Origin of the sequence: Citrobacter sp. UYEF32, from assembly GCF_040546205.1 — a bacterium.
GTDB classification, from domain to species: Bacteria; Pseudomonadota; Gammaproteobacteria; order Enterobacterales; family Enterobacteriaceae; genus Phytobacter; species Phytobacter diazotrophicus.
This window is the reverse complement of sequence record NZ_JBEPNI010000003.1, coordinates 649,869-660,974: the sequence shown is the minus strand read 5'-3', so window position 1 is coordinate 660,974 and position 11,106 is coordinate 649,869. Positions and strand designations below refer to the sequence as shown.

Annotated in this window: 10 protein-coding genes, 5 tRNA genes, 1 other RNA gene and 1 pseudogene; 5 read left to right on the top strand and 12 right to left on the bottom strand. The window is 52.6% G+C overall.

What is annotated here, in order from left to right; genetic code table 11:
* The 3 genes and pseudogenes from ABIB59_RS11445 to gpmA all read left to right on the top strand — a co-directional run.
* Positions 1-137: pseudogene (locus ABIB59_RS11445) on the top strand (galactokinase); the annotation flags it as partial.
* Positions 131-1,171: a galactose-1-epimerase gene (gene galM, locus ABIB59_RS11440; RefSeq protein WP_110295839.1), complete on the top strand. Its 1,041-nt coding sequence runs from the start codon at positions 131-133 to the stop codon at positions 1,169-1,171. The pseudogene ABIB59_RS11445 and the gene galM, both read left to right, overlap by 7 nt.
* A 208-nt stretch (positions 1,172-1,379) precedes the next feature.
* Positions 1,380-2,132 (top strand): 2,3-diphosphoglycerate-dependent phosphoglycerate mutase, encoded by a 753-nt coding sequence (gene gpmA, locus ABIB59_RS11435; protein WP_041852058.1) that lies wholly within the window; start codon positions 1,380-1,382, stop codon positions 2,130-2,132.
* A 197-nt stretch (positions 2,133-2,329) separates the two neighbouring features.
* Here gpmA and aroG read toward each other — a convergent pair whose 3' ends face one another.
* Complete coding sequence (gene aroG, locus ABIB59_RS11430) at positions 2,330-3,382, bottom strand: 3-deoxy-7-phosphoheptulonate synthase AroG (RefSeq protein ID WP_041852059.1); 1,053 nt, start codon at positions 3,380-3,382, stop codon at positions 2,330-2,332.
* A 321-nt stretch (positions 3,383-3,703) separates the two neighbouring features.
* Between aroG and ABIB59_RS11425 the strand changes: the two genes are divergently transcribed.
* Together ABIB59_RS11425 and zitB are read left to right on the top strand one after the other, a co-directional pair.
* Positions 3,704-4,084 carry a protein YbgS gene (locus ABIB59_RS11425; RefSeq protein WP_107224781.1) on the top strand — a complete coding sequence of 127 codons (381 nt, stop codon included), beginning with the start codon at positions 3,704-3,706 and terminating at the stop codon, positions 4,082-4,084.
* A gap of 119 nt (positions 4,085-4,203) precedes the next feature.
* On the top strand, positions 4,204-5,142 hold the full coding sequence (zitB, locus tag ABIB59_RS11420; RefSeq protein ID WP_354035452.1) for a CDF family zinc transporter ZitB: 939 nt from the start codon (positions 4,204-4,206) through the stop codon (positions 5,140-5,142).
* Here zitB and pnuC read toward each other — a convergent pair.
* From pnuC to tolB, 11 genes are all read right to left on the bottom strand, one after another.
* A complete protein-coding gene (pnuC, locus tag ABIB59_RS11415; protein ID WP_041852062.1) occupies positions 5,139-5,858 on the bottom strand; it encodes a nicotinamide riboside transporter PnuC in 720 nt (239 codons plus the stop codon). The two genes, zitB and pnuC, sit on opposite strands and share 4 nt — an antisense overlap.
* 37 nt (positions 5,859-5,895) lie before the next feature.
* Positions 5,896-6,939, bottom strand: coding sequence for a quinolinate synthase NadA (nadA, locus tag ABIB59_RS11410; RefSeq protein WP_354035470.1), 1,044 nt, complete (start codon positions 6,937-6,939; stop codon positions 5,896-5,898).
* Between the two features lie 212 nt (positions 6,940-7,151).
* Positions 7,152-7,279: non-coding RNA, RtT sRNA (locus tag ABIB59_RS11405), on the bottom strand.
* Between the two features lie 132 nt (positions 7,280-7,411).
* A tRNA-Lys gene (locus tag ABIB59_RS11400) sits at positions 7,412-7,487 on the bottom strand.
* Positions 7,488-7,619: 132 nt separating this feature from the next.
* Positions 7,620-7,695 (bottom strand) — tRNA-Lys (locus ABIB59_RS11395).
* A gap of 142 nt (positions 7,696-7,837) precedes the next feature.
* Positions 7,838-7,913 (bottom strand) — tRNA-Lys (locus ABIB59_RS11390).
* 3 nt (positions 7,914-7,916) lie between these two features.
* Positions 7,917-7,992: transfer RNA gene (locus tag ABIB59_RS11385), tRNA-Val, on the bottom strand.
* A 126-nt stretch (positions 7,993-8,118) separates the two neighbouring features.
* Positions 8,119-8,194, bottom strand: a tRNA-Lys gene (locus ABIB59_RS11380).
* A 164-nt stretch (positions 8,195-8,358) separates the two neighbouring features.
* A complete protein-coding gene (gene cpoB / locus ABIB59_RS11375) occupies positions 8,359-9,147 on the bottom strand; it encodes a cell division protein CpoB (RefSeq protein WP_041852064.1) in 789 nt (262 codons plus the stop codon).
* A 9-nt stretch (positions 9,148-9,156) separates the two neighbouring features.
* The gene (gene pal, locus ABIB59_RS11370) at positions 9,157-9,669 is read right to left on the bottom strand and encodes a peptidoglycan-associated lipoprotein Pal (RefSeq protein WP_041852065.1); all 513 of its coding nucleotides are present in this window, start codon (positions 9,667-9,669) and stop codon (positions 9,157-9,159) included.
* 27 nt (positions 9,670-9,696) lie between these two features.
* Positions 9,697-10,995: a Tol-Pal system beta propeller repeat protein TolB gene (gene tolB / locus ABIB59_RS11365; RefSeq protein ID WP_041852066.1), complete on the bottom strand. Its 1,299-nt coding sequence runs from the start codon at positions 10,993-10,995 to the stop codon at positions 9,697-9,699.
* Between the last annotated feature and the right edge of the window lie 111 nt (positions 10,996-11,106).

The following is an 11,106-nucleotide window of genomic DNA, read 5'->3' as shown; positions in this document are numbered from 1 at the left end:
GCTGCGTGGTCGCGCTGGTGCCGGAAGCGCTGGTGCCTGCGGTGAAAGAGGCCGTTGCGGCACAGTACGAAGCTAAAACCGGCATTAAAGAAACCTTTTACGTGTGCAAACCTTCACAGGGAGCGGGACAGTGCTAAATGAATCTTCCGGGGCAGCGCCAGATGGACTGCCCTTCCGTCTGATTACCCTGCGCAACAGCGCAGGGATGGTGGTCACCGTCATGGACTGGGGCGCAACGTTGCTGTCGGCACGGGTCCCGCTTTCCGATGGTTCAGTGCGTGAAGCGCTGCTCGGTTGTGCCACCCCCGAACACTATATCCACCAGAACGCCTTTCTGGGCGCCTCGGTGGGGCGCTACGCGAACCGTATCGCCAAAAGCCAGTTTATCCTCGACGGGGAAACTTATACGCTCGTGCCAAGCCAGGGTGAAAACCAGTTGCACGGCGGCCCGGAAGGGTTTGATAAGCGCCGCTGGCGGATTGAGCGACAAAATGACAGTGAAGCGCTGCTTTCATTAACCTCGCCTGATGGCGACCAGGGTTTTCCTGGCAAAGTCAACGCCAGCGTACTTTATCGCCTTGGCGAAGATAACCGCCTCGCTATCGAGTATCGCGCGACCACGGATAAGCCTTGCCCGGTGAATCTGACCAACCACGCCTACTTCAACCTTAACGGCGATCAGAGCGACGTGCGCAGCCACAGGCTGCAATTGCTGGCGGATGCTTATCTACCGGTCGACAGCATGGGCATCCCGGTGGGCGATCTGAAAAACGTGGCGCAGACCAGCTTTGATTTCCGCCAGCCGAAAACGCTGGCACAGGATTTCTTAAGCGATGACGATCAGCGCGTGGTAAAAGGTTACGATCATGCGTTTTTGCTGCAGGCCAAAGGCGATGCCAGCCTGCCTGCCGCACACGTCTGGTCGGCGGACAATAAGCTGCAAATGTCTGTTTATACCTCAGCCCCGGCGCTACAGTTTTACTCCGGGAATTTCCTTGAAGGGACACCCGCACGCGGCAATACGGCCTACAGTGCGTGGCAGGGTCTGGCGCTGGAAAGCGAGTTTTTACCCGACAGCCCGAACCGCCCGGACTACCCTCACGATAGCTGCATTCTGCAACCCGGTGATGAATATGTCAGCCTGACGGAATATCACTTTATTCCCGCCTGATAACCAACCCTCCACGCGGAGGGTTTTTTTTGCCCATTTCGCTGAAATATCGGCCAATCATCGACAAAATGGTAACCACTAATTCACAAGCACCTTACACTGGGCCACTATTTTCGCTATGGTTAAGGGTAATCGTTGCTGCTGGTCATTACAGGGCAATATAATGAGAATTGTTATCATTCAATCAGGCTTATGAAGGAGTAAGTGTATGGCTGTTACTAAACTGGTTCTGGTTCGTCACGGCGAAAGCCAGTGGAACAATGAAAACCGCTTCACCGGTTGGTACGACGTTGATCTGTCCGAGAAAGGCGTTAGCGAAGCCAAAGCAGCAGGTAAACTGCTAAAGGATGAAGGCTTCAGCTTCGACTTTGCGTATACCTCTGTGCTGAAACGTGCCATCCACACCCTGTGGAATGTGCTGGACGAACTGGATCAGGCCTGGCTGCCGGTAGAGAAATCCTGGAAACTGAATGAGCGTCACTACGGTGCGCTGCAGGGTCTGAACAAAGCAGAAACCGCTGAGAAATACGGTGACGAGCAGGTTAAACAGTGGCGTCGCGGCTTTGCTGTTACGCCACCGGAGCTGACGAAAGATGATGAGCGTTTCCCGGGCCACGATCCGCGTTATGCAAAACTGACCGAGAAAGAGCTGCCGACTACCGAGAGCCTGGCGCTGACTATCGAACGCGTTGTGCCGTACTGGAACGAAACCATTCTGCCGCGCCTGAAAAGCGGTGAGCGCGTCATCATCGCCGCACACGGCAACTCCCTGCGCGCGCTGGTGAAATACCTGGATAACATGGGTGAAGACGAAATCCTCGAACTGAATATCCCGACTGGTGTGCCGCTGGTGTACGAGTTCGACGAAAACTTCAAGCCTATCAAACACTACTACCTGGGGAACGCCGACGAGATCGCTGCAAAAGCGGCTGCCGTTGCCAACCAGGGTAAAGCGAAGTAATTTTCGCAAAGCATAAAAAAAGCGTGGAGCAATCCACGCTTTTTTTCTTTGTGGCACCAATACACAACATCATTTGAGGCTGTACCGGGGCGGCAAAGAAAGAAATCCCCGAGAGCATAGATAACTCTGTGACCGGGGGTTCTGAGTGCAGCCAACAATGCAGCCAACAAAGAGACAGGCCAAAAGATGAAATGTAGTTACTGGCGACGCGCTTTTACTGCTGCCGCTAGTTGACGGAGGACCGTGTCGGTATCTTCCCAGCCAATGCAGGCATCGGTCACGCTCTTGCCATAGACCAGCGGCTCGCCACTTTCGAGGCTCTGATTGCCTTCCACCAGGTGGCTTTCAATCATCACGCCGATAATTGCTTTCTCGCCGCCAGCAATCTGCTGACAGACATCTGCCCCCACTTCCATCTGCTTTTTGAACTGCTTACTGGAGTTCGCATGGCTGAAATCAATCATCACCTGTGCAGGCAGACCGGCTTTTTCCAGCCCCACTTTCACTTCTGCTACATGTTTTGCACTGTAGTTCGGCTCTTTACCACCGCGCAGAATGATATGGCAGTCGCCATTCCCGCTGGTGTTAACAATCGCGGAGTGACCCCATTTGGTCACGGAGAGGAAGCAGTGTGGCGCTCCCGCCGCATTGATCGCGTCAATGGCGACTTTGATGGTGCCGTCAGTGCCGTTTTTGAATCCGACCGGGCAAGAAAGGCCAGAGGCCAGCTCACGGTGAACCTGGGATTCAGTGGTACGCGCGCCAATAGCGCCCCAGCTCATCAGGTCGGCAACGTACTGCGGGGTGATCATGTCAAGGAATTCACCGGCAGCCGGTAATCCGCTGTCATTGATATCCAGCAATAACTTACGCGCAATACGCAGGCCATCGTTGATTTGGAAGCTGTTATCCATGTGCGGATCGTTGATGAGCCCTTTCCAGCCGACTGTGGTGCGCGGTTTTTCAAAGTAAACGCGCATCACGATCTCCAGCTCACCCTGGAGCTCTTCACGCAGCGTCAGCAGACGCGCTGCGTACTCCTTGGCCGCAGCCGGATCGTGAATAGAGCACGGGCCAATCACCACCAGCAGGCGATCGTCATTGCCTTTCAAAATTTTGTGAATCGCTTTGCGGGCATGAGAGACCGTTTTGGCCGCAGTTTCGGTAGCAGGAAACTTCTCAAGAAGCGCGACAGGAGGTAATAACTCGTTGATCTCTTTAATGCGTAAATCGTCGTTCTGATAATTCATGATCGTTCCAGCGTTGCCATACTTATTTTAATGAATGCAATCTCTCCAATCTAACTTGTCAGTCAGGTAGTGTAAACGCGAATTTACAGTTCGGGCAGAAAATTCCTGGAATTCCCCTAAAAACCGTCAGAAAGTAGCGAATAGCGATAACGACGCTACACTTTTTAAGTGTTAATACTTAGTTTGATTTATTTTTCAAGATTATATTCTGCCTTATTCGACAGTATATAACATGTTTCACTACTGAGCGTGATAGTTCGTTCGCGCATGTCAGGCCGATGATTCGTATCGGTAAACAATGACCAGAACAGGAGCATCATGATGAAAATGAATAAATTAGCGACACTTTTCTTGACGACAACTCTGACCCTGGCAAGCGGTGCGGCATTCGCTGCGGATTCTACCTCTCAAAACAATAATGGTCAGGCAAACGCCGCCGCCAGCGCGGGACAGACAGCGCCGGATGCGAAAGAGAACCTTGCGCCAAATACCTCAACAAATGGTTCTGATTCTTCAGGCATGAAACTGAACACGGAGAAACACACCAACTCTCATGTCGGTACTAAGCACATGACAAAAGATGAGATCCATAAAAACTCTCAGTGTAAAGACGGTAAGTGTCCGGATATCAATAAGAAAGTTCAGACCGGTAACGGTATTAACAATGACACAGATACCAAAACCGACGGCACAACGCAGTAAAAGTAGTCTGCGGCCAAAATGGGGAGAGCTTCGGCTCTCCTCAATTTTTTCTGCTGATTAGCAAAAGATCTGCAATGATGTAAGACGCTGCTAACGCCAATTACACGGGACGGCTCATTATGGCGCATTCACACTCTCACTCTCATATCCTTGCTGACGCCAATGCGCGGCGATTACTTCTGGCCTTTAGCGTCACAGCATTGTTCATGTTGGTCGAGGTGGTGGGGGGACTGGTTTCAGGCTCACTGGCGTTACTGGCCGATGCCGGGCATATGCTGACGGATGCTGCTGCACTCTTTTTTGCCCTGCTGGCAGTGCATTTTGCCCACCGCCCCTCAGGACCCCAACGCACTTTTGGCTGGCTTCGTCTGACCACGCTGGCTGCCTTTGTTAATGCCATTGCGCTTGTATTGATTACTTTTTTTATCGTCTGGGAAGCCATTCAGCGCTTTTACCATCCTCAACCCGTGGCAGGTATGACAATGATGGTGATTGCCGTCATGGGATTGCTGGCGAATATCCTGGCATTCTGGCTGCTGCATCGTGGTAATGAAGAACGGAATTTGAATGTCCGGGCGGCAGCCCTGCATGTTCTTGGCGATCTGCTGGGCTCCGTGGGCGCCATTGCCGCTGCGCTGATCATTATGTTTACCGGCTGGACACCCGCCGACCCGATACTTTCCATACTGGTCTCGGTGCTGGTATTACGCAGCGCGTGGGCACTCTTGCGTGAAAGCGTCAATGAATTGCTGGAGGGAGCGCCCACTTCACTGGATATCAACGCCCTGAAACGGCATCTGCGGCGGGCCATTAGCGAAGTGCGCGATGTACATCATGTGCATGTCTGGCTGGTGGGAGAAAAAGCGCTGATGACGTTACATGTCCAGGTTATTCCACCACACGATCACGACGGACTACTGCGGCAAATTGAACATTTTCTGGTGCATCACTATCAGATTGAGCATGTCACCATTCAGATGGAGTACCAGCCCTGTAGCGGGCCTGACTGCCATCTCAGCGAGACGCAGCCAGACCACAGCCATTCACACCATCATTAGTTCGAGAACGCGTGAGAGCCGCGCTCACGGGCGCTATTTATCCACATCCGGCTACCGTTGAGTGCGATAAAGGTCAGAATCATATATTCCAGCGACATGGCCCAGACGCCTTGCAGGGCAAAAATCACCACGCTGATGACATTGATAATGACCCACAACAGCCAGTTCTCAACATATTTCCGCGTCATCAAAACCATGGCGACGATGGAAAGTACCATCATGCAGGAATCCCAGAACGGGAAGGCGTCTGGCTGCAGTTCGGGCATCGCCACATTCAGCCCCACCGTCTGCATCATCGAGACCGCCACGCGCGTGAGCACCGCAAAGACCGGATCGATAAAGAAGGTCATAAAACCGATAGCAAGCGCGCAGACGACCAGCCAGGCTAAAGCCTTGGGTAAAGGCAACCAGCGGATTTGCAGAACTGCCTCGTTGGCGGTTGTTTGCCGCGACCAGGCGTACCAGCCGTAGATATTGGCGGCAAAGAAAAACAGTTGGAGCAACAGGCTGGCGTAGAGCTGGATCTGGAAGAAGATAATGGCAAACAGCGTTACGTTGATTAAGCCAAATGCGTAATTACTGATTTTTTCCAGGCTGGCGAGCCAGATGCATAACAGTCCCGCCACCGTCCCTACTGCTTCAATCCATGAAAGATCGTAGCCTCCGGCGCCGATCGGGATATGTACCAAGATATTCTGTGTGCTAAAAAAATCCATCTTTTCCCCAGAGCGTATTCCTACGCATTTTTCCTCATTAAGAACGTAGTGTAGCCGCAAAATCCAACATACGGTTCAGTGGCAACAAAGCGCCTTCACGCAGCGCGGCGTCGACATGGATCTCGTGCGCCGCGCCGCCGTTCTCCAACCCTTCGGCAATGGCCTTCAGACCATTCATTGCCATCCACGGGCAGTGAGCACAGCTACGGCAGGTTGCTCCCTCCCCGGCGGTCGGCGCCTCAAGTAACTCTTTCTCTGGCACCGCCTGCTGCATTTTATAAAAGATACCGCGGTCAGTGGCGACAATCAGTTGCTTATGTGGAAGTGTTTTTGCGGCATTGATCAACTGGCTGGTGGAACCGACCGCGTCGGCCAGTTTGACCACAGAGTCCGGAGATTCCGGGTGCACCAGGATGGCGGCATCCGGATAAAGCGCCTTCATGCGAATCAGCGCCTGTGTTTTAAATTCGTCATGTACGATGCAGGCCCCTTGCCAGCACAGTACATCCGCACCCGTTTGTTTCTGTACGTAGCTGCCGAGATGGCGGTCAGGCGCCCAGATGATTTTCTCACCGAGGCTATCCAGATGTTCAATCAACTCAACGGCAATACTGGATGTCACAACCCAGTCAGCACGCGCTTTCACTGCCGCTGAGGTGTTGGCGTACACCACAACGGTCCGGTCCGGATGCGCATCGCAAAAAGCGCTAAACTCCTCAATCGGACAGCCCAAATCCAGCGAACACTCGGCGTTGAGTGTCGGCATAAGGATGGTTTTTTCGGGACTGAGGATTTTGGCGGTTTCACCCATAAAGCGCACGCCCGCGACCAGCAGCGTTGAGGCCGGATGTTTGGCTCCAAAGCGCGCCATCTCAAGTGAGTCAGAAATACAGCCACCCGTCTCTTCCGCCAGTTGCTGAATTTCCGGGTCCGTGTAGTAGTGCGCAACCATCACGGCATCACGCTCTTTTAACAGGCGTTTGATTTTTTCCCGATAAAATTCTTTTTCATCACGGCTCAGCGGGAAAGGCTTAGGGGGAAAAGGATAGATTGCGGCTTGCGGATCGAACATTACGCTCATCATGCTTACTCGTTTTACTGGCTTAACAAAATGCCTTTCTTTTACGACAGCGCGGCAAAGGTAAGGCGAATGTGTTTTATATACTAAACAAGATAGCGGATTAAGGGGTAAAAGTCACAAGAAATGAACGGATGGGTGATGGAGTGCAAGGGAAAGCGATGAATGGGCGCATTGCAGATAGCAAAAAAGCGCCGCCAGCGCCATTTTTACATTGGTGGGTCGTGCAGGATGACTCGGCTTCGCCTCGCCCTCCGGGTCGTCGCCGCAGGCGGATCCGTTGTCTCACTGCGTGAGACCCGAACCTGCTGCAGGTTCGAATCTTTTATATCGCAGATAGCAAAAAAGCGCCTTTAAGGCGCTTTTTTACATTGGTGGGTCGTGCAGGATGACTCGCTTCGCTCGCCCTTCGGGCCGTCGTCGTAAACGACTCCGTTATCCTGCACATCCTGATAACAGGATGCCACATAAAATTTGGTGGGTCGTGCAGGATTCGAACCTGCGACCAATTGATTAAAAGTCAACTGCTCTACCAACTGAGCTAACGACCCCTTGCGGGATTTTACTGCTTTAATCATTCAGAGTGGTGGGTCGTACAGGATGACTCAGCTTCGTCTCGCCCTACGGGCCGTTGCTGACGCAACGTTATCCTTCACGTTCTCTACCAGTGACCACCTTGGAATTGGTGGGTCGTGCAGGATTCGAACCTGCGACCAATTGATTAAAAGTCAACTGCTCTACCAACTGAGCTAACGACCCATACGGGTGTCATCTGAAAGATTATTACTCGGAACCACATAAAGCTGTGGATCGTGCAGGATGACTCGGCTTTGCATCGCCATTCGGCCGTTGCTAACGCAACGAGATCCTTCACGTTTAACACTGGAGTAAAGCGTTAAATTGGTGGGTCGTGCAGGATTCGAACCTGCGACCAATTGATTAAAAGTCAACTGCTCTACCAACTGAGCTAACGACCCGAGTGGTGGGTGATGACGGGATCGAACCGCCGACCCCCTCCTTGTAAGGGAGGTGCTCTCCCAGCTGAGCTAATCACCCGATACTACGCTGGATACTGACTTAGTGGTGGGTCGTGCAGGATGACTCGGCTTTGCCTCGCCCTACTGGCCGTTGCTGACGCAACGTTATCCTTCACGTTTAACTACCGCTTTCCACCAGAAAGATTGGTGGGTCGTGCAGGATTCGAACCTGCGACCAATTGATTAAAAGTCAACTGCTCTACCAACTGAGCTAACGACCCACTTTTGCGTTGCTTTTGGTTTGTTTGATATCCCGTGGCAACGGCGGCATATATTACTGATTTAAGAACGCAGCGCAACAAGAATTTCGAGGAAGATCACCTGACTGCTTATGATTCACGCGACAAGACCAGAAAAAAAGCGATTTCTGGTCATGTGCTATTCATCACATAGAACCGAGACGTTTCTGTGCCTGTTTTGCACCTTCAGTACCCGGATACTTCGCGACCACCTGCTGGTAAACGGCTTTCGCCTTCGCCGTGTCACCTTTGTCTTGCATGATCACGCCGACTTTAAACATCGCATCTGGCGCTTTCGGTGATTTTGGGTAATTTTTCACCACGGAGGCAAAATAGAACGCCGCATCATCCTTTTTACCCTTGTTGTAATTCAACTGCCCAAGCCAATAGTTGGCATTCGGAACATAGGTTGAATCAGGGTATTTTTTAACAAAGTTCTGGAATGCGGCAATCGCGTCATCCTGGCGAGATTTATCCTGTACCAGGGCAATCGCTGCATTGTAATCGGTATTGGCATCACCGCTTTGTACCGGTGCGCCAGAGGTTGCCGCTTCGTCAGGCGCTGCCTGTGCCGCTGCCCCACCCTGATCGCCCGAAGCCTGCTGCGTTTGACCTGCCGCACCGCCGTTACTCAGACTACCGATCTGCTGCTGAATTTGCTGCTGACGTTCAACAACCTGATTAAGCTGGTACTGACTTTCCTGAATTTGGCCACGCAGGGTGTCAATATCCGCCTGGTTATCAGCGAGTTGTTGCTGGAGTTGAGTTAAAAGCTGGCTGTGAGCATTAGAAATACGCTCGAGTTGAGTGACACGGTCTTCGACCGAGCCTGAGCCGACACTACTGATTGGCGCTTGAGCATTAGCGGCCCAGGGGGCCGCTATGCCAACCAGTAACGACAGACTCAATAAATGATGTCTGAGGTTACTGCTCATGCAATTCTCTTAGTAAACCAGTACGGCACGACGGTTTTTAGCGTAAGCCGCTTCGTCATGACCCAGTACTGCAGGTTTTTCTTTACCGTAAGAAACGATGGAGATCTGGTCAGCGGTAACACCTTTACCCTGCAGGTACATTTTAACGGCGTTAGCACGACGTTCGCCCAGGGAGATGTTGTATTCCGGAGTACCACGTTCGTCCGCGTGACCTTCTACGGTGACTTTGTAAGACGGGTTGCTACGCAGGAAGTTAGCGTGCGCGTCCAGCATCGCAGCGAAATCAGAACGGATGTCATACTTGTCCAGATCGAAGTAGACGATGTTGTTCTGCTGCAGCTGCTGCATCTGCAGACGAGCTTGCTCTTCAGAAGACATGTTACCGTTGCCGTTCATACCAGTGCCCGCACCCAGCATACCTTCGCCATTCTGGTCGTTGGTTGCTTTTTTAGAAGAACAGGCCGCGATTGCCATGATCGGCAGAACCAGCATCAGGCCTTTCAGCACTTTGTTCAGTTGCATTTCGTTAATTCCTTTAATTACCAATTATTATTTAGACAGATACGGCGACCAGGCAGGGGATTTCACCTGTCCATCAGACGCCGGAATACGCGCTTTGAAACGCCCATCTGTAGAAACCAGATTCAGCACGGATCCCATCCCCTGAGAAGAGCTGTAGATTACCATCGTGCCGTTAGGTGCCAGACTCGGCGATTCATCCAGGAACGTTGACGATAAAACCTGCACGCCACCCGCTACCAGATCCTGCTTGGCAATGTGCTGCTGACCGCCATCGGAGCTCACCATTACCATAAACTTACCGTCAGAACTTACGTCAGCATCCTGGTTTTGTGAACCCTGCCAGGTGATACGCTGCGCAGCGCCGCCGTTAACGTTAATTTTATAAACCTGTGGACGACCTGCCTGGTCGGAAGTAAACGCCAGATTCTGGCTATCCGGGAACCAGGTGGGTTCAGTGTTGTTGCTGCGACCGTCGGTGACCTGACGGATTTGACCAGACCCCAGATCCATCACATAGATGTTCAGGCTACCGGTTTTTGACAGCGCAAAGGCAATTTTAGAACCATCCGGAGAGAACGCCGGCGCACCGTTGTGACGCGGGAAAGACGCAACCTGACGAATCGCGGTGCTGGACAGATCCTGAATCACCAGCGCAGAACGACCACTTTCGAAGGTCACATACGCCAGTTTAGAGGCATCTGGCGACCACGCCGGAGACATCAGCGGCTGCGAAGAGCGGTGAACAACGGCAGTGTTGAAACCATCGTAGTCAGAGACGCGCAGTTCGTACGGGAACTGGCCGCCACTGCTCTGCACGACATACGCGATACGGGTGCGGAATGCACCTTTAATGCCGGTCAGTTTCTGGAACACATCGTCACTGGCAGTGTGCGCGCCATAGCGCAGCCACTGTTTGCTGACGTTGAAGGAGTTCTGTGCCAGTACGGTACCCGGCGCACCGCCGGTGTCGACCAACTGGTAAGCCACTTTATAGGTGCCATCCGGGTTCGGGCTGACCTGGCCCACAACGACGGCATCAATACCCAGCGCAGACCATGCTGCGGGCTGAACTTCCTGGGCCGTCGCCGGCTGCTGAGGCAGACGAGAACGATCCAGAGGATTGAATTTACCGCTGTTACGCAGATCCGACGCCACGATATTGCCGATATCCTCAGGCGCGCCGCCAGGGCCTGCCCACTGGAAGGGCACAACACCGATTGGGCGTGCCGAGTCCACCCCCTGGGTGATCTCGATACGTACTTCTGCGTGCAGCACCGCTGCCCACAGCATCAGAAAACCAAACGCTACACGTAATGCCTGCTTCATCTCATCTCCCTTATCCGGGCGGAAAACCCGCGATAATTTAGCAGAATGTTAACAAACTCAAATAGACAAAACTACTTCACACACTGGTACAACTTAGCTCGTATTTTCTCT

Bases quoted from the DNA above. Each gene is read 5' to 3' on its own strand.
- pal (WP_041852065.1), bottom strand. From the start codon at position 9,669: ATGCAACTGAACAAAGTGCTGAAAGGCCTGATGCTGGTTCTGCCGATC.
- tolB (WP_041852066.1), bottom strand. From the start codon at position 10,995: ATGAAGCAGGCATTACGTGTAGCGTTTGGTTTTCTGATGCTGTGGGCA.
- cpoB (WP_041852064.1), bottom strand. From the start codon at position 9,147: ATGAGCAGTAACCTCAGACATCATTTATTGAGTCTGTCGTTACTGGTT.
- aroG (WP_041852059.1), bottom strand. From the start codon at position 3,382: ATGAATTATCAGAACGACGATTTACGCATTAAAGAGATCAACGAGTTA.
- ABIB59_RS11425 (WP_107224781.1), top strand. From the start codon at position 3,704: ATGAAAATGAATAAATTAGCGACACTTTTCTTGACGACAACTCTGACC.
- pnuC (WP_041852062.1), bottom strand. From the start codon at position 5,858: ATGGATTTTTTTAGCACACAGAATATCTTGGTACATATCCCGATCGGC.
- gpmA (WP_041852058.1), top strand. From the start codon at position 1,380: ATGGCTGTTACTAAACTGGTTCTGGTTCGTCACGGCGAAAGCCAGTGG.
- nadA (WP_354035470.1), bottom strand. From the start codon at position 6,939: ATGAGCGTAATGTTCGATCCGCAAGCCGCAATCTATCCTTTTCCCCCT.
- zitB (WP_354035452.1), top strand. From the start codon at position 4,204: ATGGCGCATTCACACTCTCACTCTCATATCCTTGCTGACGCCAATGCG.